We start from the raw sequence: 24,375 nt of genomic DNA, 5'->3' as shown, positions 1-24,375 counted from the left end.
ACCCACGGGTATCTGTCAAAGTACTCATAGTATATCACATGGGGGTTTTTAAGGAAATTCGTGAGTCCGCTTCCTCATTGATTCCACGCCTCAGGTCGGGTCCGCGTTGCAGTCGGGTGCACTGCGTTGCGTACCGGAGTTGTGGTTCTCTATCCAATCATACAGGGAGAGAAAGCCCCTGATCCTCCTCCACACTCTGCACTTCCCTGCTGACGCAACCGGAACGGTGTACCTTTTATCCCCTATGTCCACTATCAAGACGCGCTACATCTGGTGAAATAAAAGCTGCAACGAGGTACAGCCTCCTTCTATTATAATCGCATATTTCTTTCCATTTCTGAAGGCTTGTCCCTCGCTGCTTTTTGGTTTCAGACGCTTCTGTTATCTATTGCCGGGCTGAGGTGGATAATTGCCCGGAGGCGGGTAATTGCCCGGCTGTTGTATATAGTTGCCCGGAGGCGGATAAGGCATATTCGCTTGCGGGTAGTTGCCCGGAGGCGGCGGGTAGTTGCCCGGAGGTGGATAATTGCCCGGCTGCTGTGTATAGTTGCCCGGAGGCGGATAGGGCATATTCGCTTGCGGGTAATTGCCAGGATATACATAGCCTGTAGGTGCGGCCTTGCGCTTCCGGGCCGCGATAACAAGGAAGGAAATATAGCCAATGGTGGCTGGCCAGAGCACGATTGCTGCAATGGTTGTCAGGGTCCTGGTCGTCTGCTGACTCTGGCGTTCCTCATCAAAGTCCTTTTCTTCAGTGTTGCCGTATTTGTCCTTGTGGACGCAGACATCGTGTTTCCCCATCTTTTCGCCACCACAGGTCAGGTTATCTGGATTGGTTGCGATAGCGGTGATGGTTGTTCCGATGCAGAGGATAATGAGGACGAGAAGCAATCTGATCTGTAAGCTGGCAGCTCTGCATCCTGTTCGCATAGAGTTGTTATTCTCCCTCTGAAAAGCGTAGCTAGAATATAGAGAAAAATACCTATACGTAGAACGGAATTGAAGGGAAGCGGTAACATGTTTGGCTTCTCAAGCACGAAGAGAGGATCTCAGCAACACGATGGTTGCAACAGGTTACCTGGGAGTGAGAATACTGCATGTACGAATGTCCCGGGAGTGAGATATTTTCTTTGTATGAAGCGTATTGAAAAGTGATTGATGCAGCTATCCACGTTTTTGCCGCTACCGCCCTGCGGGATGGACGCCTGTTGTCTGCCTGAGGTTATGGTATACACTATCTTTTCTGCGGAAAGAGGTAATCAACTGCTGCTGAGACTATTATAATAGTCTCTATGGAACGCATAGCCATATGCTTTGTCAAAAGATATGGGTCTCTTTTCATCTTATAGTACGACCTGTTGAGGGCGAGCGCTTCCTGTATGGAGAGGTTGCATCAAGGGAACAGACAGGCAGGCTTTTTGAGCAAGACTGAGAGGCAGGAAAGCCCGATATATCGCCGTTTTTGTGGGCTTGTGGAGCGCTCTTTCCGGCGGCTTATCCTGACAATGGGAATGAAAAGCCCGGCGGATTATGTTAGAATGAACAGATATAACGGCGAGCTAAAGCAGGAGATTGTTCAATGGATTGTTTGAATTGTTATGAGATTTCCGCTCGTCTCCATCTATATATAGATCGGGAGCTAAGTGCAGAAGAAATCGAAATCGTGCAGCAGCATCTCGAAGATTGCCCGAGCTGCCAGTGCCGCTTTCACTTTGATATGCGGCTCAAACGTTTAGTCCATGATTGTTGTAAGATACAGGGAGCGCCCGAGCATTTGCGTGAAGCCGTTTTGCGTATCGCTCGTACGCCTCGTGGCAAAACCGTCGAGATGGCTCCAGAGCTGCTCTCGGAGATACAGGCAGACATGGAGGGGTGTTAGAGCGGAAGTCCAAGTGTCTGTAGAAGCCAGAAGCGCCCCTGAGCCAGAAGAAGCATTTCTCCTATACTGAGCAGGCAGGCAATGCCCGCATAAGGGAGAAGTTCTTTATATCTGACAAAAGTTTCGCTGCGTTTTCTCACCAGCACAAGGAGCAGCAGATTCAGGCTGCCAAGCGCGGTAAGCAGGCCAGCGGTGCTGAGGAGCGCCAGCGGGTAGAGTGTCAGCGGATGCTGCGAAGCGGCGGCAAAGAAGGCAAGTATCAACAGTGGCAGCAGGCCAAAGAGAAAGCGCCACGATGGAATACTTGCACTACGATGATATGTAGACCAGAGCATCTGGTTCAGCACAGGAAGCAGAAACGATCCTATTGCCAGCCCCGCCAGCAGTCCCGTTGCAAGGCGCAACAGATTGTGCGGCGGGTAAAGATGAGGAAGCCTCAAATCAACTGCCAGTGAATTCAAGCCATCGGTTGCCATCAGGCAAAAGCCCCCTGCCAGCACAAGCGCAAGGGGAAGCGGTGGAATCTGTTGCGCCTTTCCTCGACCCGTGACCAGCAACGCGCACACAGTCAGCAACAGACCAAGATAGATCCCGGTATCACGAGCGCACAGCGGAAGTGCGATCCCGCCGGGATGCAGGGTGTGGCCCGGTTGTTGGGCACAGATTCCGCTATCCAACCAGCGTAGACGCTCAAGCAGTGGCTGTTCTGGTAGAAAGAGAAGTGCGGCCAGCAGGCCCAGATAGAGCATGGCCAGCAATAACATGAGCGTCGGTGAATCTGTCGGCGCTTTTTGTATGGGCTCGCGTTTGTGCGTCATTCTACTCAGGAAAGCCCGATATTGAAGAACGAGTTGAACAAGGTCAGCAGGTTGAAGAAGATCACAATTCCGGCCACGATCATCAGCACGCCTGTCGCGATCTCAATTTTTCCCAGATAAGGCTTCAGCCGCGTTAACAGCTTGCTCAGTTGATTGACTCCCAGCCCGAGGAGCAGGAACGGAATGCCCAGGCCGAGCGAGTAGAGCAGCAACAGAAAGATCCCCTGTCGTAATGTCTCCGCGTCGGCTGCCAGAACCAGAATAGCCCCAAGAATTGGCCCGATACAGGGAGACCAGCCTAACGCGAAAATAACGCCGATCAGGAAGGAGGCTGGATAGCTTGGACGTGAGGGCCGATAGGAGAACCGTTTCTGTGTATAGAGAAAGGGCAGACGCAGAAGGCCGGTCAGGTGCAGTCCGATCAGGCAGAGAATCACGCCGCCGATCTGCCGTAACAGAACCTGATGCTCTCGTAAGAAGCTTCCGAGCACGCTCGCTGTTGCCCCTAGCGCAATAAACATCAAGGTAAAGCCACCCACAAAGGAGGCTGCATGGAGAAAAGTGGTGAAGCGCTGTGACGCCTCTTGTTTCGCCTGATAAATACTCTGGCCGACCAACTGCCCCAGATAGATCGGGACAAGTGGAAGGACACAGGGAGAGAGAAAAGATGCCAGGCCTGCTACAAAAGCAAGACCAAAATGAAGCTGTGTCGGATTCATGCTGTACTGTTCTACGCTCCTCGTTTTCCTGTACTCTATTCCTGGTCATAGTATAGGAGCTTACACGAATCTATGCAACGTCAGGGGCGCTTTCTGGCGCGTTGCGTCTGCTTGAGATGTTCCTGTGCAGCCACCATCAGGGAATGGGGTTCGCCGCTTTCGCTCGGGCCCAGATAGGAAAGCTCATGTACGACCGCGTTGAAAAGCGGGTCATCGGTCGAGGTGAGCTGACAGAGCGAGTGGAATGCTGTTTGTGCCACATGCTCATCATGATCAAGGAGCGCCTGAATCAGCGCTGGAATGGCCCATCTTGCCCCGATATGGCCGCAAACAAAGGCCGCACAGGCTCGTACCCCGCTATCGGGATCATTGAGGAGCAGGCGCAAAATCTGGGCATGTGGCGTGATAAACATGGCATGCGGGTTCCAGAGCATCCCGAGCAGTTCGAGGGTGCGCTGACGAACCCAGGCGCTCGGGTCGTTGAGCAGTTCCAGGATGACCGGGTCCTGTGTGATAAGCTGGCTGATATCTTGCAGCGCCTTCTTCTTGCCTTGATTGCGAGCCAGATAGAGCAGGTAGGCCAGCGAGTCCAGAGCCGTGACCTGAATGTGCTCATCGTGTTGTTGCAATGGACCAAGCAGCCAGCGCACAATATGGCGGCGATTGGAGGCCCGTAACGCGCCATGCAGCAGCCGCATTCCCTCGATAGCCTCGACGTAGGCCGGGTGCTCGGGATGAAGCATAATCGTGCCAAAGACGGCCTTCACGTACTCTCCGCCACAGGCAGCCAGCGTATAGGCTGCTTGCCTTCGCACCTCGTCGACAGGTGATTTCAGCAGGCGTTGAATCTCCGTCGGGAGCGAGTAAGAGCGGATCATTCGCCGCATAGTGTCTTTTCTGGTGATCTCTTCCAGCGCTGTCAGGGCAACCAATTGCAGGCGGGGCCGGGGCGAGCGCAGCATCTCGCTCAACGGTGGGAGTACAGAGGGCGGCGAAATAATGCTGAGGGCGTGCGCGGCCTGAAGGGCGAGCTCCATATCTGTGTCATAGAGCGACTGCATCAGGCTGGTTGCCAGTTGTTCCCGCTGGTTGATCGAAAGATTGAGTGGCATTTCAGTTGCCAGAAGAAAGAGCGCGGCTTTGCGAACCTCGGGGGGCGTGTGGGGATGGAGCAACTGAAGCAGGGTCCCCAGGCCGGCATACTCGCGGCTGTTGAGCAGCGCATAGGCGGTAGTCAGGCGGACGGGAAAGGCCTCTTCCGGATGTTGATGGGTATAAAGCGCCTGAATCGTGGCGCGGTCCAGAGTGACATTGCGGGCGCGCGTGACCAGGGCCAGAGCCGCAGCATAGCGTACCGTTGTCCACGGCGTATTCAGCCCCTCACGAAAGAGCGACTCATAGCGCGGCTCTCCTTGAAGCTCAGCAGCCTCAATGACGCTGATCCAGAGTACAGGCCCGGGGGGGTGCTCGATGGCGGGATGCTGAAGCAGCGCTTCGAGTGGTAGAGCCGCTTTCTGGCTGAGATGCAGTAACAGACGGCTGCAATGCTCATATTGGGGTGGCCACCAGGGCCATTCGGGCTCGGTAATCTCTTCGTGAGCGCTGAGCGTCTGGAGGATAAGTGGCAGGGCATCGGGCCCATAGCGTGCCAGACGTCGGGAGGCGAGCAGACGGGTATGATAGTCCGTGTCTGGCGCGAGAAGCTGGACCAACGCCACACGAATTTGTTTTGCTTTCAAACCACTGCTATGTGTCTTGAGTGTTGTTTGTTGCTGATTGAATTGTGAATACTGACCAGACATACAGAGCAACTCTTTTCAGTTTGGATACTCTGTCTTAGTTATAGCCCTGGAGACCAAATTTTCGGCAGCGCTTATTCGGTTCGCTCGGTCGGATTAAAAATCCGCTGAAGCTGACTCCAGATTTTGCGGCGACCACGGGTTTTCTGGTCCAGATCATCCTCACCGGGATCAATCGGAGGCGGGGTAATCGGCATTTGTGTATTTATGCCTGATTGCGAGCCGCTCAGGTTGTGGAGCGAGGAGAGCGACTGAAACGACGATGACGGCTGCTCCCGAAATGTGGGGGCAGGCGGCAGGGCCAGATGATTGTTCAGCAAGCGCGACGACTCAGGGGTTCTCTGTGGAAGCTGCACGGTAATGCGATCCAGCGAGAGCGGCGGGAGCGGGCGCGTGATGGATGTGTTGGGAGCCTGAAGGCCCCGGAGCTCTTCGGCCATATCGGCGGCGCTGGCATAGCGTCTCTCCCGGTCGCGGGCCAGCGCGGTCAGGATGATGCGCTCAAGGGCCGGGGGAATCTCGGGATTATAGACGCGGGGCGGCTGGAAGATGCCCTGTACAATCGTCTGGGTCAGTTCGGGCATCGAGCGACCGGTAAACGGACGGCGTCCCGTGACCATTTCATAGAGTACCACGCCGAGCGCATAGATATCGCTGCGGTTATCCAGTTGATGACCCCAGATCTGTTCGGGTGATGAGTAGTAGATGCTGCCCACCAGCGTGCGCGCGACGGTGATCTGTTGGAGACCGGGAGCGCGTGCGAGGCCAAAGTCCATCACCTTCATCTTGCCCCATCGATTGAGCATCAGGTTTTCGGGCTTGATATCGCGATGGATCACATGGCGTTCTTTATAGGCGGCGTCGAGCGCCTCGGCGATCTGGGCGGCGTATTCGATAGCGAGGCGTTCGGGAATAATACCATCCATATGAATCAGGCTGGCGAGCGTTGGGCCCTGAACATATTCCATCGCAAAGTACAGCACCTGCTGATGCTGCCCTGCGTCATAGATATGCACAATATTTGGATGGTTGAGTCCGGCGACAATCTGGGCTTCACGAATAAAACGCGCAACGTAGGTTGAGTCGGTGGCAAGCGATGGGGGGAGAACCTTGATCGCCACTTCACGGTTCAGCGCGATTTGCTTTCCGCGATAGACAACGCCCATAGAGCCGCGCCCTATCTCCTCTTCCAGCAAATACCCTTTCAGGCTCCGGCCTGCCAGTTCGTTCATGTCAAACATCCCACCTCTTGGTGCGTCTCTGCCGGGAAAGCGGAAGGATGCGAGCGACAAAATGTATGCCTATCCGCGGATATATTCGTGCGGTCTGAAGGCGCTGTCCCGATGCAGAACGCTTGAGTATCACCCATAATGGAAATAGAAGCAGAGAACAGAGAAGATATGCATACATACCTCGATATTCTCTGCTTGTGCCCGTTTTCTAGTCCAGGTAATCTTTCAGAATGCGGCTGGCCTGCGGATGGCGCAACTTGCGAATCGCGCGTTCCTCGATCTGGCGCACGCGCTCACGGGTCACCTTTAGCTTTTTGCCAACCTCTTCCAGAGTATGATCATGGTCGTCAATCAGGCCGAAGCGCAATTCAATTACCTGTCGTTCGCGCAGAGTTAACTGTCCGAGCACTTTGCGAATCTCTTCGCGCAAAAGCTGTTGATCTGTGATTTCTGTTGGGCTGCGTTCGCGGCTATCTTCGATGATATCGCCGAGTGTGTTTTCTTCTTCATCGGAAAGTGGAGCGTCCAGCGAGAAGATCTTTTCGGCCCAGATGAGCAGTTCGCTGACACGATCGGCGGACATTCCCAGACGATCGCCAATGATCTCAGGAGTTGGTTCGCGTCCAAGTTCCTGATACAACTGGCGTGTGATGCGTTTGACCCGCATGACCTCTTCCATGATGTAGACAGGAAGACGGACAACGCGAGTGCCTTCCAGGATGGCACGAGTGATGGCCTGCTTGATCCACCATGTGGCGTAGGTAGAGAAGCGGAAGCCTTTGCGATAGTCAAACTTCGTGACAGCACGAATCAGGCCGATGTTGCCTTCACACACGAGATCTTCAAGTGAAAGCCCCTGACCGACGTACTTCTTGGCAATGCTTACTACCAGTCGCAGGTTCGCCTCAATCAGATGATTTCGAGCCTCCTTATCGCCTTTCTCGGCTAGTTCCGCAAGGCGAGCTTCGCTGGCGGCTGACAGCAACGGGATACGCGAGATCTCGCGAAGGTAGAGTCGTAAACTGTCACTTTGTGCCAGGTTACTGAACTCTGCTTCTTGCAGGTGTTCGCGTTCTGTCTCTACCGGCTTTTCGCGGTCATGTTCAGTGTCAAACATCACTTTTCGTTCCAAGTGCTTGCTCTTTTCTTCCTGCAAACTGTACATCACATTAGTTCAGTCTTGGTTATTGTATCATACATGTGGGTTATTGCAAGCGAAAGGCCTTCAGCCTTGCGTGAAAGTTCTTTTTTTCGCTTGTTCCGGCCCCTGTTTTTTCGCTGCACCATCTTCTGCGGATGCTGCAATTGGCTTTTGTTTTCGGTATAATGGATGTACATTACGCTGGAATCTCTCTCCCAAAACTGAATTTCTGGCTATCCTTTGTAACTCAGACTCCGTTGTAACGTACATAGTTTTGCACGTTCTATAATATAGAAGCTATCAAGATATGGGCTGTCATCGAAGCGATCTGTTGCCATGCTCTTGACGGCACTATTGATAACAATTATGTATACGTTTTTTCTTCTCGGTTTTTCTCTCTCTTTGAAGAGGCGCACATGAATATGAGCTTACCACTCGCCCTTGATCCCGGTACGGTGGTGGGCGGGCATTATATCATAGGGCCACTGATTAATAATGGTGGGTTTGGGGCGGTCTATCGTGGTTGTGATACGACCGAGGGAAATCGCCAGTGTGCGATTAAGGAGACATATGATGTGACTCCTGCCGCTCGGCGTCAGGCTCTCATGGAAGCGAGTGTCCTCTTTACCGTCAGAAGTAAACATCTTCCGGAGGTGTATGACGCTTTCGAGGACAAGGGACGCTTCTACCTTGTCATGCAATTGATCGAGGGGCGTAACCTGCTTGAGGTGCTCAAGAGCCGCGTCCCTGCCGGGACGGTCGGAACCGCCGAGCCGGGGCGTCAGCAGCATGGGCCTTGTACCGAACAGGAAGTGCTGTCCTGGCTGCTGCCTATTATCGAGGTGTTACAGCAGCTCCATAGCCGCCAGCCTGCGATTATTCACCGTGATATCAAGCCCGGCAATATTCTGCTGACCCCTGACGGCACGACCGTGCTGGTTGATTTTGGTCTGACCAAGATTGAAGATCCCAAACGGGCAACCCAGACGTTGATCAAGGCAGTAACCGAGGGATTTAGCCCCCTGGAACAATATACCGGCACCACGGGGCCGCGCTCGGATATCTATTCGATGGCCGCAACGATGTACCTGTTGCTGACCAATCGTCTGCCACCGCCGGCCTTGCAGCGCAGCTACCAGGATGATCTGGTCGCGCCGCGTCTGCTCAACCCGCAGATTTCGCCACAGGTAGAGATGGCGCTGCTGCGTGGGCTGGCGCTCTATGCCGACCAGCGCTTCAGCAGCATGAGCGAGTTCGCTGAGGCTTTGACGGGCTCCGACTATCACGAGCACGACGAACCGACCATCGCGGTGGCGCCACCCTCGCAGCATGGCTATAGCGGCACGCAGCAGCCGTTGAAGCTGCCCGCACCACCCGAACCGGATCCGCTGCCCTATCCCTACGTCCCCTATGGGCCGCAAATGCAGCAGATGCGCCCGCCTGTGCAGGTGCCCAAAGGCCGGGGCCAGCCAGCGCCCGGACCGGCGATCAAGCCGGGTTATGGCTATGTGCCGATGCGCCCGCTACCGAGCGCATCCAATCAGGGGTGTCTCTGGGGGATGTTACAGGGTGTGCTCGGGGCTTTGCTGCTGATCTCGCAGACAACGGCCACGAACTTTTATCTGGGAATCGGGCTCGGTTGTGTCTTCTATCTCCTCTCGGGGCTGGTGACGACCTGGCGCGGTGGTTCCTCCTTACGTGGTGGTCTGGCCGGGATCTGGGCCGGGGTGGTCAGTACTGTGACCTTCTGGATCATCTTTCTGGTCGCACTGGTGGTGCGTCTCTTTAACGTGCTTGCGGACTACGGCGGGATCACATCGCCCGAAGAGGTCGCCGCGGCCTGGGCGAAGGTCTATCCGCCCTTCCTGACGTTGCCCACGCAGGTGACAGGACAGGCACACCCACTGTTGGTCTTTCTGGGGGCCGGGCTGGTGGTGGCTTTTCTTTTTGGCTGGATCGGGGGGGTGCTCGGGAACGCGCGGTATAAGGCGAAGCGACAACAGAAATACCTACCCTGAAGTGCTATCGACAGATAGGAGCTTTTTCCTGAGAAGTATGGGAGGGCGGGCATCGTGTGATACGATCAGCTTGCAATTCCTATTTCTGAAAAAAGGGAAGGTAGTACAAATCTTTGGCTACGCAAGAAGGAACGAATCAAGCAACTCTTGAAGAAGCGCTTTCCGTTCACGATATAGCGGAGATGCTGAGTGTTGAATTGAGCGCTGAATGGAAGCTCAAAGCCGATCAGGTCGCTCGCACTATCACGCTGCTCGATGAAGGGAACACGATTCCGTTTATTGCTCGTTATCGGAAAGAAGTGACCGAAAGTCTGGATGAGGTCCAGATTCAACGGATTGCCGATAGAGCGGCTTCGCTGCGTGCGCTGCACGAGCGAAAGCTGGATGTCCGCCGCCTGATCGATACGCAAGGGAAATTGACGCCCGAACTCGAAGCCGCTATTCAGGCGGCAAGAACCTTGCAGGAGGTGGAGGATATCTACCTCCCTTATCGTCCCAAGCGCAAAACGCGGGCCAGTGTGGCGCGTGAAAAGGGTCTGGCCCCGCTTGCAGAGCTGATTTTGCAGCAGCCCGAGCTAGTCGGCGATCCCGAGGCCTTGCGTGAGGAGCACGCTCAACCCTTCCTTGATCCCGAAAAAGGGGTCGAGACCAGCATGGAAGCCTACGCAGGCGCGAGTGATATCGTGGCCGAAATCATCGCCGAGGATGCAACCGTCCGTGGCAATGTGCGTACGCAGTTCTTCCAGCGCTCGCAACTCAGCGCCCGGGTGGCCGACGAAGAGACGCTGAAAGAGAAAGATCCCAACGGCGTGTATCAGTTGTATTATGAGTTCAATCAGCGGATCACGCGGCTGGTGCCTCACCAGATTCTGGCGTTGAATCGGGCGGAGCGTGAGGGCGTCCTGCGTGTCAGCGTCGATCTCCCGTATGAACAAGCGCAGAACTCCATTACTGCCGTCTACCCTTCCAAATCAACCTCACCGTTTGCTTCGCTGCTTGAGGAGGCGATAGGGGACAGCTATAAACGCTTGTTGGCTCCCTCAATGGAGCGCGAGGTGCGCGTTGAGCTGACCAAAAAAGCCGAAGAGCACGCGATCAACATCTTTGCCGTCAACCTGCGTAATCTGCTGTTACAGCCACCGCTCCGCGGAAAGAAGGTCCTCGGCATTGACCCGGGTATTCGAACTGGCTGTAAGGTGGCGGTCGTCAACGAGTTTGGCAGCTTTATCACCTCCGATGTCATCTATCTGCACAGAGAGCAGCAGGCCAGAGAGACGCTGCGCTCTCTCATTCAAAAGTACGAGATCACGGTGATCGCCATTGGGAACGGCACCGCTTCCCGTGAGACAGAACAACTGGTTGCCTCCCTGATTCACGACCTTGAGCAGGAGAACGGGAAAGCCGAGCAGATCGGCTATGTGATCGTGAATGAGGCGGGCGCATCGGTCTACTCGGCCTCGGAGGCGGCACGCGAGGAGTTCCCCAACCTCGATGCCACACAGCGCGGCACGATCTCGATTGCTCGACGCCTGCAAGATCCGCTGGCCGAACTGGTCAAGATCGATCCGAAGGCTGTCGGTGTCGGGCTCTATCAGCATGATGTGGATCAGAAGGAGCTTGCCGCGATGCTTGACCGCGTGGTGGTCTCCTGTGTGAACTTTGCGGGTGTGGACGTGAATTCGGCCTCGGCGGCGCTGCTCAAGCGCGTTTCTGGGATCAATACCCGGGTGGCCAACGCCATTGTGAAGTATCGCGAGGCAAACGGTCCCTTCACTTCGCGCAATGACCTGCTGAAGGTTCCCGGTCTGGGTCCGGCCACGTTTGTGCAGGCGGCTGGCTTCCTCAAGATCGCGAACGGTACGGAGCCGCTGGACAATACCTTTATCCACCCTGAGAGCTATGATGCGGCCCGCGCCTTGCTCAAGATGCTCCCCGGCGATGAGACGCAAAAACCTTCTGAGCGTATCGCCCAGTTCAAGCAGTTACTCACGCTTCAGACGAAGTTCGGGCGCAGCATGCGCAATCGAGGCGGCGACAGCGAGCAGGAGGTATGGAGCGATATCGCGAAGAAGATCGGGGTCGGTCTGCCAACACTGCAAGATATCCTGGAAAACCTGGAGAAGCCGGGCCTTGACCCACGCGATGCGCTGCCCAGGCCAATTCTGCGCCATGATGTGCTGAAAATGGAGGATCTTCAGCCCGGGATGGTCTTACAGGGCACTGTGCGCAATGTCGTCGATTTCGGCGCCTTTGTGGATATCGGCGTGAAGCAGGATGGCCTTGTGCATATTTCCGAGATGTTTGAGCGCTTTGATCGTTCCGCTCCACGTGATCCTCTTAGCGTGGTGTCGGTCGGGCAGGTGATTCAGGTGCGCGTGCTGAAGGTGGATATGCAGCGCGGGCGCATTCAACTAAGCATGAAGGGAATCCATTGATCTCAGTTCGTCAATCACTCGAAATGGCTCTCTGCTTCCGGGCAGGGGGCCATTTTCGTGTGCTGTCTTTTCTGGCCAGGACTGGAAATCCTGACCTATAATATCAATATATTCCCTCTTATCGACATCCACAACTTTTTGAGAGGCTTTGCGCATGGTGAAAAGAACCTACGAGTTTGAGCGATATATGAATGTCCGCTCGGCGATGTTGCCGAGTTTTTCACCCGATGGAAGCCAGATGGCCTTCTTGACGGATATCACAGGCGTGCATGAGGTCTGGAGTGTCGCTGTTGAGAAGCAGGCGAAGCGCCCCGCCTGGCCAGAACAATTGACGTTCCGCAATGAACGTATGATGGAAGCTGTTTTCTCTCCTGTTGCCAATACCCTGATAGCGGTCGGCGATATGGGCGGCAATGAGCGGACGCAGCTCTATCTTCTCCATGCGGACGGCTCGGTCCTCAAAGGGCTGACCGAGAAGCCCGAGGTCATGCATCATTTTGGTGCCTGGTCTCCTGATGGTCGCCGGATCGTATATAGCAGCAATGAACGCGATCAGCGTTATTTCGATATCTATGAAATGGGGATTGAGAGTGGCGCGGCTCGCTTGCTGTATCAGCAGGACGGCTCGAATTATGCACGCCAGTACTCCCCGGATGGGCGCTCTGTCCTGATTTCCCGCTCGCTGACCACCACCCAGAATCAACTGCTCTTGCTGGATACGGTGACCAATGAGGTGCGCGAGCTGACCCCGGCCGTTCAGGAAGGGCCTGCCTGGCATGGGGCTGCGAGCTGGACCGCCGATCGCAAGGGGCTCTATCTGCTCTCCGATCGGGGGCGGGAGTTTATGTCGCTGGCCTATCTTGATCTGGAAACGACGGAGATGACCTTTCTCTATGAGCTGTCGTGGGATATCGAGCAACTGGCCCTGACAGAGGATGGCTCGGTGCTTGCGCTCAGTATAAACGAGGATGGCTGTTCGCGGCTGGAACTCTATGATGTGACGCAGGGGTGGGATGAACGCAAGCAGTTGATCGCTCCGACGCTTCCGAAGGGTGTGGTGCTCAGCCTGGGCTGGTCGAAGGAAGGAAACGAGCTGGCGATTACCCTGAGCGCCGCCGATGATACTACGGATATCTGGGTCTGGCATCTGGACGGTGGAACTGTGCAGCGCATGACCTACAGCTCGACCGGAGGTATTCCACGTGACACCTTTGTCTCTCCTCAGTTGTTGCGCTATCCCTCGTTTGACGAGCGTCAGATACCGGCTTTCCTGTACCTGCCTGAAGGGAAGCACGAAAACCTGCCCGTGATTATCAGCGTGCATGGCGGCCCCGAGAGTCAGGAGCGGCCTCGTTTTAACTGGCTCTATCAATATCTGGTCGCCTGCGGTTACGCGGTGCTGGCGCCAAATGTGCGCGGCAGTACCGGCTACGGCTATGAGTATCAGAGTCTCGATGACGTACGCAAGCGCATGGACTCGGTTGCTGACCTGAAATACGCGGTCAACTGGCTCTGTGAGCAGGGCATTGCTGACCCGAAACGGATCGCGGTCATGGGTGGCAGCTACGGCGGCTTTATGGTGCTTGCGGCGCTGACAACCTATCCCGAGCTCTGGGCGGCAGGCGTCGACATTGTGGGCATCGCCAATCTGGTAACCTTCCTGGAGAATACCGGCCCCTGGCGGCGTAAGCTGCGCGAGTCGGAGTATGGGAGTCTGGAACATGATCGCGAGTTTCTGGAACAGATCTCACCGATCAACCATGTTGAAAAGATCGTGGCGCCACTGTTCGTGATCCACGGTGCGAATGATCCCCGCGTGCCGGTCGGAGAGACGGAGCAGATTGTGAAGGCGCTTCAGGAGCGCAATGTTCCCGTCGAGTGTTTGATCTTTGCGGATGAAGGACACGGGATTGTGAAGCGTGCGAACCGCCTGCAAGCATATCCGGCGGTCGTCCGTTTTCTGGATCAGCATCTGCGCGGGGAGCACCGGTGAGAAGATGGTTGGCCCGGCGACAGCTTGCCGGGCCTTTTCTGGCTTAACGGGGAATAATGGGCAGAATGATCGCGGATGGATGCTCTGCATCGTGATAGATTCGCTGTTCTGCCACGGCCATCCCGGTTGTTTGTCCGAGGGGCGCCCCGGTGTTCAGGTTCCGGTCGTATTTGGGGAACGCGCTTGATGAGAGCATCAGGCAGATACGATGTCCCTGCTTGAAGACCTGACTGGTGTTCCAACAATCGATAGTGTACTGATAGACGCGGCCCGGTTCGATCAGCGATGGCTGCTCCATGCCCTCGCGGAAGCGGGCGCGAACCATGCCATCACAGAGGCGCTGCCGAAAGCCGTTCGGCCAGACGTCGATCAGCATGGCGTTGAAATCGGTGTCGGGCGCTGACGAGGCGGCGTAGAGCTCAACACGAATCGGGCCCACAACCTCGACGTCTTCGGTCAGCGGCTCGGTGGTATAGACAAGCACGTCATCACGGCGAAGAATGGCCGAGTAGTCATCCGGGCCGCCGATCTGCGAAGAGGTTGGCTCGGTCATAAAAGGGACCGGGCGAGCCGGATCATAGGTGTAGGTATCTTGCGGCTGGTTGTCGGCGGGCTTTTCTGGCGCGAGGACGCCATCACCGAAGCGGCTGTTTGCTTTGCCCTGACTGTGCAGATAGTAGGGGGTCCACCGGGTACGAGCGAGCGGCCATTCCTGCTCGTCGCGCCACACATTGTCTCCCATAATGAAGATGCGTACCGGAGCATCGTTATGCTCGATGCCCTTGAGCCAGCGATCAAACCAGCGCACCTGTTCCGCACGAAGATCGATAATCGCCTGACTGCCAAAATCGACCTCACCCAATTTTGACGCTCCATTGACGTTATGTCCCCAGGGTCCCATCAGGAGACGCTGTTTGTCGCGGGCTGCGGGCGCGCCCGTGGTGGTCATGCCAATGTAGTTCAGAGGTGTGCCAATCTGTTCATCATCATACCAACCTGAAATATGCAGTACAGGCAGATTGACCCTGTCGAACTTTTTCTGATAGCACAGCGGCTGCCAGTAGTCATCAAGCTGCGGGTGCGCGATCTCTGCCCGCCAGGCCTCAATAACGCGTCCTGTCTGCTCATCCATCGTAAGGAGCGGGAGGTGCTGATAGACCTCTTCCCAGTTGATGGTTTCCATTGGCTGATTGACGCGTCCGCTGACCAGGTGGAGCCAGCAAAGGTGCATCGGACTGGGCAGGCCTGTGGGCGTCTCGACGAAGGGATCAGAGGGTGCCACGGAGACGATCATTGTTTTGAGGTGTGGAGGCTGTTCCAGCGCCGCAAGCCACTGAATGCGTCCCGGATAGGAGCCGCCAATAGTGCCAACCTTGCCATCACTCCACGGCTGTGCGGCGCACCACTCAATCGTATCATAGCCGTCGGGGCCCTCGTTGCGATAGGGGGTGAATGTACCATCAGAATCGCCGCGGCCGCGTACGTCAACCGCCACAAAGACATAGCCATGGCGGTTAAAATCCATAGCCATGGCTGCTGTGGCATTGGAAGCTTTCTGATAGGGCGTGCGCATCAGAATAACGGGCCATTTCCCCTTTGCGGGCTCGGAGGGCAAATAGACATCTGCTGAAAGGGTAACGCCGTCTCTCAGTGGAACACGCTGGTTAAAGAGGATACGAGTCTCGCGAGATGCGAATAGTGACATGAAGCACGATCCTTTCCAAATTACGACATCAGATAGCAATCTGCCTGCTAGTAGTGTACCCCTTGTGTGGGGTGGGAAGCAAGCAAAAGGTGATTGTCCGCTTCCCTGTGCAGCGGTTTCATGCAGGGGCCCCAGAAGCAGTGGCAACAGTTCGTGTATGTATACATAGAGATAGCCAATAACGCCTGGAACTGACCTATGAAAGATCGCCGCTCGTTTGTTCTTGTTGAGAAAGATGAGCAGGCCTGCTGTGTTGTCTTGTGCCCGTTGGGGACCGTAAGAGCGCATCAGGGAAATCACAGATGTTTCATCGTTTTTATCTATATACCATTATGTGTTATTATAAAGAGAGATAGGGCACGACGGGACGAAGGGGTATCGCGTGGTGAAGAGGTGTGTTGAAGGAAGGGCTAGAGGCGCATCTAAGTTGTGAGGTCTTAACGTGATAGAAGTGGTGATATGGGAATTGGGGAAGGAAGGGCCTTCAATCTGCTGGTTGTGGTCAGTGAGGCTGCCTTCTGAGGGGAGGCGAAATGTGGATGAAAGCATATATAGATCTATTTCTATATATACGAATGGTTAAGAAGAAAGTACTGCATATAGTGATATTCCATTTATTTAGCTGTACACTGTCTGGTGCAACCTGAAACAAATTGCCTGAAGAAGCTGCATTCATTCAGCTTGATTATCGGACTTTTTCCTGTAGTTATTGCAGGACAAGGTTATTGTGACAGGTGTTTACTAAGAAATGGGGGCGTAACATCCCCGCATCTTTGCATCGTGTTTCAGGCAAAGAGTTCATTGTGTGGCAGGACGTAAGAAAGGAAATGGTGATCTGGCGACAGGCTATATCACCCGGTATGACGAGAAGGTTGCAGATCGACGGCGTGCAAATCGTCTGTTTGATCTTTGGCTTGGTGAGGTGAATTCAATGGATGATAAGGCAGGTCGTCGCAAGCGCTTGCTGATTGAGTCAGGGCGACGACTGAAGACAGCAAGAGATTATGGGCGGAGGGCCTGGAAGCAGGTACACACTCTGAGCAGCGGTGTGTGGACGTTTCTGTTATTGTCGGTACTGCTTGTACTGCTGTATGCGCTTTTCACTCAATTGCCTCCTCTGCCAGTCGGGAAGGGGGGCCCGAACGGTGAAGCTGTTGTTGCATATAGTGACTTTACCAATATGGTAACACAGGGGAAGATAGACGAGGTTGCGATCAGAGGAAATGAGATCAGCGCACACCTGAAAGAGCCATTGAAGCTTCAGGACGCGTCTTCCCCTGATGAAACATCGCCGTCTACGATGCCTCGCTATGCCTTTTCGACCAATCCAGCACAGCCGCAGCGGAACGTCGCTACAGAGGTCTTCACCCGCATGCCTCCCAGTGGCGATGATCAATTGCAGCCCCTGCTGAACAGGCACCAGGTCTCGGTTCGGGTCTATCCGGCGAACCAGGGTGCTGGCTGGTTCAGCTCTCTCTGGCACTTTATTCCGGTCATGCTGGCGCTGGCGGGTATCTGGTTCTTTCTGGCAATGCGCAATAATGGCAAAAGCATGCGCTCCATCGATGAGCGGATTTCTGAGATCGGGAAGAGTCGGGTGCGACGTTTTCAGCGCGAGAAAGAGGGAGGCGGCACGGCGGCAAGAAAAGGAAATGAGAAGCTGACCGAGGGCGTCGAGAGCGGTGTGGGCGCAAAGGCGAAATCGATACAGGTTGTTGAGCACACAGGCGTAACGTTCGCTGATGTGGCCGGAATCGACGAGGTGAGGCACGAGGTTGAGGAGATTGTGCAGTTCCTGCGGCATCCCGAGGCCTATAAGCGTCTGGGCGCGCGGATCCCACGAGGGGCGCTGCTGGTTGGCCCTCCGGGGACCGGTAAGACGCTGCTGGCGAAAGCCGTCGCGGGTGAGGCCGGGGTTCCTTTTTTCAGTATGAGTGCATCTGAGTTTGTCGAGATGTACGTTGGTGTTGGGGCCAGCCGGGTGCGAGATCTGTTTAATCAGGCGCGGAGGTCCGCACCATGCATCATCTTTATTGACGAACTGGACGCGGTCGGACGCAAACGCTCGATGCGCATTACGAATAATGATGAGCGCGATCAGACGTTGAACCAGTTGCTGGTAGAGCTGGACGGCTTTGATGGGCGTGAGTCGGTGATTGTGCTGGCGGCAACCAATCGTGTCGATATTCTGGACAAGGCGCTGCTACGTCCCGGGCGCTTCGATCGTCATATTACCGTTGCCGCGCCGACACGTTCCGGGCGTGAGGCGATTCTACGGGTCCACACGCGCAAGACGCCGCTTCATGACAATGTTGACCTCGATAAACTGGCCCGTCTGACCGTGGGCATGACGGGGGCTGATCTGGCGAATCTGGTGAATGAGGCGGCCTTAATTGCGGCCCGTCGCGACCTCGATTGCCTCGATGAGCAGTGTTTCGCGGAGGCGTTAGCGCGCGTCCAACTGGGGGCGCTGCGACCACTCTTGCTGGATGAGAAGGAACGGAAGATCATCGCGGTGCATGAGAGCGGGCATGCTCTGGTAGCACATTACCTGCCCGAGGCTGATCCGGTGAACTGTGTGACGATCCTGCCGCGTGGGCAGAGTCTTGGTGTCACGCAATTTGTGCCCGATGATGACCGTTACAATTATAGCCGTCAGATGTTGATGGCCCGGATCGCGGTCGGTCTGGGGGGACGTGTGGCGGAAGAACTCACCTTTGGCTCTGAGCAGGTGACTACGGGGGCCGAGAACGATTTTCAGGTTGTGACAGACCTTGCGCGCCGCATGGTGACACGCTGGGGCATGAGCCGGGAGCTTGGGCCTGTATTCGCGGAGCAGCAGGCGGAAGAGGCGTATGCAATGGCATTCAAGCGGTTTGAGCCAGAGAGCCGCACACTGGCACTGGATCAGCAGGGGCGACCGGTGCTCAATGGTGGGCTTCCTCGCGCGTATCAGAGTGCGGAGCCGACACCGGCACCAGTCTCCGGCGTTGCGCTAAAATCCGCGATTGATGCCGAAGTCCTGCGGATTCTCGACGACGGGCGGGCGCTGGCTCGCACCATTTTGAGTGAGCATGCTGCACAGCTTGAGAAGCTATCGGACGCCCTGCTCGAACATGAAATGCTGAGTCGTGAACAATTTCTGACTCTTCTGCAAGATTGACGGGCTGAACTGGCACGGGTCTTTCTGGCCCGTGTCAGGGAAGGGTGAGCGTTTGCCCTTCGCCCCACGCGGCAGACCACTCCCAGTGTTGCGATACCCGTTGTGGATCCAGTCCCAGTTCGGGGTGTACTGCCTCGTCTCGCGACGCTTCCAGACGGCAGGTGTAGCGCTCCTTCTCCTGCACATGCAACTCAAGCGAGAGCGTGTGCTTTCCCCACTGAATCGTGTGTACTCGATACTTTGCCCCGATCGTACGGAGATCCTGGGGGAGCATGGGCGCGACATGAAGCTGTCCGGCGCGGCGCTCCTGTAAGCCAAGCAGCACGTGCATGAACAGATAGATGCTGAGCGCTCCCCAGCCGTAGCCCTCAATACCGGCGTTCACGTAGTCGATTTCGCCCCATTTGCCCACCTCAATTGTGCGAAGGTACTCGCGGGTGATGCCGGGCAGCCCTTTATGCTCGTCGAGCGTGCGACGGTCAGTGCTACGCCACGAGGCGTCAATAAACGTCGAGGCGAAGCGGGTGGCCTCCTCTGGCATATGAGCGGCAAGGGCAGCCCCGACGAGGGTCAGCGTCACGGGCGGCCATGAGAGCGTATGCCAGCCGCTATGATAGGGAGGCTTCTGGATGGCCGGGCGAAGCTGCTCAAGCTGTTCTGGCGTGGCGACACCGCAGAAGACCGGCGCGAGGTGCATCGTGTCCTGCTGATTGGAGTGCTCGCCTGTGCCCGAGTCATAGTCTCTGAACCAGCCGTCATGCCACATCTGGAGCGTCTTCTTGCGGAACTCATCGGCAACCTGCTGCCATACTTTTGTCTCGGTCTGATAATCGATAGGGGGCAGATCGGGAAGCGGCGGCAGGTTCTCGGCCCGGGCGAGTTGAGCGGCCCAATCAGCCAGAATCGCGGCTCCCTGTGCCATGCTGGCTTGAAGATCCGAGGGGCGCACATGCTCGATAATGGTGCCGCCAGTCTGCTGAGTGCCGAAGCGACTCGAAACATCCTGCCCGCTTTCCCAGGAACAGGCATAGACCAGCCAGCCATCACGGTCTCGCCGATGCTCAAGCCACCAGCGTAGATAGGCTGCAACTCGCGGGTACAGGCGATGCAGCCAGAACAGGTCGCCACTGCGGCGGAACTGCTGATCAATACACCAGAGCGGGAAGCCCCATTCGGGAGCCGTGCCGCATATCTGCCCATCGTCGGCAACCATGTTATAGCTGCCATCCTCGCGCATACAGGGGAGGTTAGGCCGGGGCGCCTCCTCAAAGTGGCAGAGGAGCACTTCAGCGGCCAGTTCGGGATCAGCGTAACTGAGCAGGAGCGTATCTATCCCGGCCTCAGCCAGCACCGCGCGCGGAGCCTGTATCTGCATGCCATCGAAGAAGTGGGTCAGGACGCCGACTGATGGCCGAATCACCATGCGCAGTGTTTCCAGATCGTAGACCAGCCCGCGCCGCCAGTGGTCGGGCCAATCGCCCTCAAGCCGGGGGGCACGGTTCCAGAAGCGCTCATCATCTTCGCGATGCTCTGCCTCGGCGCGGGCGATCTCTTCAATACTGTCGTTCCAGCGCTCTATGACCTGGTCCTGGGAGATGCCGCGTGTCAGCACAGCGTTGATCGTGCGAGGAGCGCCATCAAGGATCAGGTGGCAGGGTTGAACCACGGTGCGGGCCTGCCAGCCGGTGCTTTCCTCATATTCGGTGACGCTCGGCTCGGCGACCGGGATCGAGTGGGCCAGCATCGCAGCATCTTCGGGGGCGATAACGGTGTGCATGGTGTCGAAGGTCAGCGGACCTCCATCCGCCGAGCGTGCGCCATGCAGAAACGCGTCTCCCTCGCTGGCAATGCCGAGCAGACAGGTGCCGGGATGTGGTCCAGTCATGGTGTAGATGCCATGCTCCCAGAGACGGCTGGTGTGTGGGTTATGAATGTGCTGATGCATCAGGTAGAGTGTGACGGGAAGCTGCTGTGCGGATGGCGCAGCCAGCGTGATGATGCAGCCAAGCGCATGTTCATTGATAAGGAAGTAGCGGGCCGTCAGTGTCAGGTGGATGGTAGGAACGATACAGGTATACTCAAAGCGGTTTTTGGTGTGGAGACGGCTGAAGATCTGGCACTTGTGGCGCTTGAAGTCTCCCGGGGTAATCAGCACCATTTTGCCGATTTTCAGCCCAGGAGCCAGATGTGCGCTGTATTGAAACTGGTTGCGGGCGTAGCTGCCAAAATTCGGCATATGCCAGCCCATTGCCAGCGGTTCCTTTGAGCGCAAGACACCACTTGGATTGAGCTTCCAGCTATGATACGGGTTATCCAGATAGCCGAAGGGCGTAAACTCGTCTTGCGGGATCATGGCGCGAACCTCCGTCCTGCCTCGCTTGCTATTCTCAATAGTTGCTTCTATTGTATGATACGAGCGCAACCGCAAGGCGTGGGAGAGCAACGCGGCCCTCCCGGGCTGCTTAACTTACCATGTCTTCGGTAAACCAGACCCACCCGCTCGGGTCAACATACACGCCGATGCCGATTTTATGCAGCGTGGTGCTGAACAGGTGGATAAAGTGCCAGCCGCTCGGACCCTCATCGACCATCGATTGCTGCACGGCTGCAACATTTGTCCACGGGGGCGTAGAGGGGCCTGCGCTGCCGATGTTCTCACCACAATCGGTGGCATTGGGGAAGCCTGCGGCCTTGATGCGCGTGCATTGGTCGCTGCCATCGGGGCAGGTATGACTGAAACCACAGTGATACATGTTCCAGCTATGAAGCCGGGCGATTCCTGCGAGCGTGTCGTCCCATTCAAAGGGGGGCAGGCCACGGGCGGCGCGGTCGCTGTTGATCTTCGCGAAAAGCTGTTGTGTCAGTTCAATCTCGACCGAAGTCAGTGCGGGTGGCGGACCATAGGGGGCCGCTCCTGAGCCAGTCTGTGGAATATCTGTCGGTGGGTTATTGGTCGGTGGTGGCGTCTGCGTGGGCGTAGGTGTGGGACTGGGGGTCAGGGTCGGGGTAGGGGTTGGCGTGGCCGTCTGTGTCGCGGTCGGCTTGGGTTTTGGCGTTGATGCCGGGGTCGGGTCCTGATGCCCGACAAACGTCACCTCATACGTTTTCCAGCTCTGTGATGTGTTCGGGCTTGTTTGTGTGGTCTCTGACTTGAATCCGCAGGCGCTTAAGAAAACGAGGCAAACAAGCGCCAGCAGAAGGCTCCTTTTCCTACCCAAAAGTGTTACCCTCCTCTCACGACGTTCAACATCCGGGCATGAAGGTGGTATGTGCGTCGTACTGTCTAGATCAGTGTAAGCTATATATAAGTCCCTGTGGAACGCAATAGATGCGTACACAAGAATTTCCTGTACGATCTGATGAGAACCAGACACGGGCCTCTAATAAGTAACGCATGGCGGAGGGAAAAAGGAGAAAAAGCACCGGTTGCATAGTGCTTTCTGGCTAGTGCTTTTTGCGTAGGGCCTATGCAACCGGCATGGACGGGTAGAAATGCTAGAAACGGCAGGTAATCACAATGGCGCTCATATCATCGGGCTTGGCGCGAATATTGATATTGCGTGGCTCATGCGAGCGTTCGATGGATTGTTCGACAAGGATACGGGCGGCAGCGTTGCGTGACGAGTTGCGCAGGACCGCTTCAATTTCCTTGTCGGTGAGGTTGTCGTGAATACCGTCAGTACAGAGCAGGAGGCGATCGCCGGGATAGATGGTGCACTCGCCCAGATGGACTGTCGGGGCAATAGGACCGCCAAGCGCCTGTGTGATCCCGCCCCGCAAGCGGAAGTAGCTGAATTCAACATCGCTGAGTTGTTCGGTGCTGCATGCCTGATCGATGTGCAGGGCGTCTTCGTTGTCAATCAATTGGTTCTCGACCAGCTTTCCAAGCAGGCCGTCATCGGTGGTCAGGCGTTTCAGGGATTCGTCGCTGCGGAGCAGGTAGATGCGACTGTCTCCAACGTGGGAAAAGAGTAGTTTATAGTGGCGTTGTCCCGGGATACGGCAAATGGCGGCAAGGGCGACGGTGGTGGCGAGATTGTCGGTTCCGGCTCGGCGGGCTCCCTCGGTGCGTACCTGTTCATCGGCGTTCAGAATCAGTCGTTCAAGGAGGGTGGGCAGGTGTGACCGCTCAGTATATTCGAGGAAGGTGTGCTTTTTACGCCCCTGCTGAAACTGCCTGACAATGCGCTTCCATTCCTGACGCGTGGCTTGTACCGCTGTTTGCGAGGCAACTTCTCCTGCTGCACTGCCGCCGACTCCATCGAAAACAGCAGCAAGGCCGGTTTCCTCCTCTAAAAGGATGCTATCCTCGTTGCGTGTCGGGTGGCGTTCACATGCAGTAGTTTTAAAAGCAAATGTGAAAGGTGGCAGGGCAATAGGTCCATAGTCGTTTGTCAGAATGGTGCTTTGAATATTGTTGTACTGCGGCATCTTGCTTGAATGCAGCCTTTCAAGGAATTCTATATTCATATCTTGCTCCGCACCTCTAGCGAGGGAAGCTACGGCATTGTACATACTATTCACCAATAATCTATAGTATTCTTCCTGTCAACCAGGAAATAGGAAGATAAATAGTAGCGGTCTCCGATGTGCCACCTCTTGAGCTAAGTATGTCCGTGCCTGAAAATGTATTGTATTATCTGCGAAAGCCTGTCAGGTATGCTGGTGTATGCTCGCCAGTCTTCCGACAATGTGTTATGAGTGCAAGTATAGCAGATAGAGGGAACAAATGAAAAGGGTCTACCGTTCATCCCAATTATTCCTGTAACAGATTACTGCTTTTCAGAAAGTTCTTAAATAGTATACGCGAATGCCTATGGAAAATAGGAAACCTCTCTCTCTGTTCCCTCTGCAATCGCTCCAATAGCGCGATCTCCTGCGCACTCCGAGGCCGTTGAACTGGTGCCTGAAGCCAGAGCTGAAGCATCTCAGGTGTTATCTCGATATGAAATTGTAGCCCATATGCACGTTTCCCAATACGAAACGCTTGATTACGGGCTGCCGGGCTGGTTGCCAGCAGGACCGCACCGGCTGGCAGCTCGAAAACATCTTCATGCCAGTGAAACACTGTGCAGGCATCAGTGAAACCGGCGAAGAGCGGGTCTACGCGTCCCTCTGGCGTTAGCTCGACATCATAGAAGCCTATTTCTGCCGTGTGGTGCCGACGCACGTGCCCGCCGAGGGCATCCGCTAACAACTGGCTCCCCAGACAAATGCCCAGATAGGGAATATCTTGCTCGACCAGGTGCCGTAAAAAAGGCGCCTCGGTGGCGAAATATGGGTGACGCTCCCTGTCATAGACGTGTTGCGTGCCTCCCAGGGCTATGACCGCTGCATAGGCTGTCGGGGCGGGGAGGGTCTCGGTTTCGACAAGAACAGGCTCAAATGAGACGCCATATTCTTCCAGGATCTCCCCTAGAAAGCCAATCGGATCTTCTTGTGCATGCTGAAGTACCAGTATTTGTTTCGCCAT

At 55.8% G+C, this 24,375-nt stretch carries 16 protein-coding genes; 5 read left to right on the top strand and 11 right to left on the bottom strand.

The window, feature by feature from the left end; translation table 11 throughout:
* Positions 1-381: 381 nt before the first annotated feature.
* Positions 382-930, bottom strand: a complete 549-nt coding sequence (locus KTH_RS15320) for a hypothetical protein (protein ID WP_497619791.1) — start codon at positions 928-930, stop codon at positions 382-384.
* 649 nt (positions 931-1,579) lie between these two features.
* Here KTH_RS15320 and KTH_RS15315 point away from each other — a divergent pair.
* Positions 1,580-1,879, top strand: a complete 300-nt coding sequence (locus KTH_RS15315; RefSeq protein WP_497619789.1) for an anti-sigma factor family protein — start codon at positions 1,580-1,582, stop codon at positions 1,877-1,879.
* Here KTH_RS15315 and KTH_RS15310 read toward each other — a convergent pair.
* The 5 genes from KTH_RS15310 to KTH_RS15290 all read right to left on the bottom strand — a co-directional run bounded on the left by KTH_RS15310 (position 1,876) and on the right by KTH_RS15290 (position 7,564).
* Positions 1,876-2,643 carry a DUF2085 domain-containing protein gene (locus KTH_RS15310; protein ID WP_497619787.1) on the bottom strand — a complete coding sequence of 256 codons (768 nt, stop codon included), beginning with the start codon at positions 2,641-2,643 and terminating at the stop codon, positions 1,876-1,878. The genes KTH_RS15315 and KTH_RS15310 overlap by 4 nt on opposite strands.
* Before the next feature lie 59 nt (positions 2,644-2,702).
* Positions 2,703-3,416 (bottom strand): cytochrome c biogenesis CcdA family protein, encoded by a 714-nt coding sequence (locus KTH_RS15305; protein WP_111317500.1) that lies wholly within the window; start codon positions 3,414-3,416, stop codon positions 2,703-2,705.
* Positions 3,417-3,496: 80 nt separating this feature from the next.
* Positions 3,497-5,218 carry a HEAT repeat domain-containing protein gene (locus KTH_RS15300; RefSeq protein WP_497619784.1) on the bottom strand — a complete coding sequence of 574 codons (1,722 nt, stop codon included), beginning with the start codon at positions 5,216-5,218 and terminating at the stop codon, positions 3,497-3,499.
* A gap of 71 nt (positions 5,219-5,289) precedes the next feature.
* Positions 5,290-6,447, bottom strand: a complete 1,158-nt coding sequence (locus KTH_RS15295; protein WP_497619782.1) for a protein kinase domain-containing protein — start codon at positions 6,445-6,447, stop codon at positions 5,290-5,292.
* Between the two features lie 208 nt (positions 6,448-6,655).
* A complete protein-coding gene (locus KTH_RS15290; RefSeq protein ID WP_249033436.1) occupies positions 6,656-7,564 on the bottom strand; it encodes a sigma-70 family RNA polymerase sigma factor in 909 nt (302 codons plus the stop codon).
* Positions 7,565-8,010: 446 nt separating this feature from the next.
* Here KTH_RS15290 and KTH_RS15285 point away from each other — a divergent pair, with 446 nt between their 5' ends.
* The 3 genes from KTH_RS15285 (at position 8,011) to KTH_RS15275 (ending at position 14,034) form a co-directional block, all read left to right on the top strand.
* A complete protein-coding gene (locus tag KTH_RS15285) occupies positions 8,011-9,606 on the top strand; it encodes a serine/threonine protein kinase (RefSeq protein ID WP_497619780.1) in 1,596 nt (531 codons plus the stop codon).
* Between the two features lie 182 nt (positions 9,607-9,788).
* Complete coding sequence (locus tag KTH_RS15280; RefSeq protein WP_497623247.1) at positions 9,789-12,041, top strand: Tex family protein; 2,253 nt, start codon at positions 9,789-9,791, stop codon at positions 12,039-12,041.
* 187 nt (positions 12,042-12,228) lie between these two features.
* Complete coding sequence (locus tag KTH_RS15275; RefSeq protein WP_497619778.1) at positions 12,229-14,034, top strand: S9 family peptidase; 1,806 nt, start codon at positions 12,229-12,231, stop codon at positions 14,032-14,034.
* Positions 14,035-14,077: 43 nt separating this feature from the next.
* Here KTH_RS15275 and KTH_RS15270 read toward each other — a convergent pair whose 3' ends face one another.
* On the bottom strand, positions 14,078-15,739 hold the full coding sequence (locus KTH_RS15270; protein ID WP_497619776.1) for a CocE/NonD family hydrolase: 1,662 nt from the start codon (positions 15,737-15,739) through the stop codon (positions 14,078-14,080).
* An 805-nt stretch (positions 15,740-16,544) separates the two neighbouring features.
* Between KTH_RS15270 and ftsH the strand changes: the two genes are divergently transcribed.
* Positions 16,545-18,902: an ATP-dependent zinc metalloprotease FtsH gene (gene ftsH, locus KTH_RS15265; RefSeq protein WP_497619774.1), complete on the top strand. Its 2,358-nt coding sequence runs from the start codon at positions 16,545-16,547 to the stop codon at positions 18,900-18,902.
* Positions 18,903-18,936: 34 nt separating this feature from the next.
* Here ftsH and KTH_RS15260 read toward each other — a convergent pair whose 3' ends face one another.
* The 4 genes from KTH_RS15260 to KTH_RS15245 all read right to left on the bottom strand — a co-directional run bounded on the left by KTH_RS15260 (position 18,937) and on the right by KTH_RS15245 (position 24,375).
* Positions 18,937-21,255: an MGH1-like glycoside hydrolase domain-containing protein gene (locus KTH_RS15260; protein ID WP_497619772.1), complete on the bottom strand. Its 2,319-nt coding sequence runs from the start codon at positions 21,253-21,255 to the stop codon at positions 18,937-18,939.
* Positions 21,256-21,364: 109 nt separating this feature from the next.
* Positions 21,365-21,997: a CAP domain-containing protein gene (locus tag KTH_RS15255; RefSeq protein WP_497619770.1), complete on the bottom strand. Its 633-nt coding sequence runs from the start codon at positions 21,995-21,997 to the stop codon at positions 21,365-21,367.
* 400 nt (positions 21,998-22,397) lie between these two features.
* Positions 22,398-23,333, bottom strand: a complete 936-nt coding sequence (locus KTH_RS15250; RefSeq protein ID WP_497619768.1) for a PP2C family protein-serine/threonine phosphatase — start codon at positions 23,331-23,333, stop codon at positions 22,398-22,400.
* Between the two features lie 325 nt (positions 23,334-23,658).
* On the bottom strand, positions 23,659-24,375 hold the full coding sequence (locus KTH_RS15245) for a type 1 glutamine amidotransferase (protein WP_497619766.1): 717 nt from the start codon (positions 24,373-24,375) through the stop codon (positions 23,659-23,661).

The sequence above is a fragment of the Thermosporothrix sp. COM3 genome (assembly GCF_059696735.1).
Note: the sequence above shows the minus strand (reverse complement) of the source record. Positions and strands in the feature narration are given on the sequence as shown.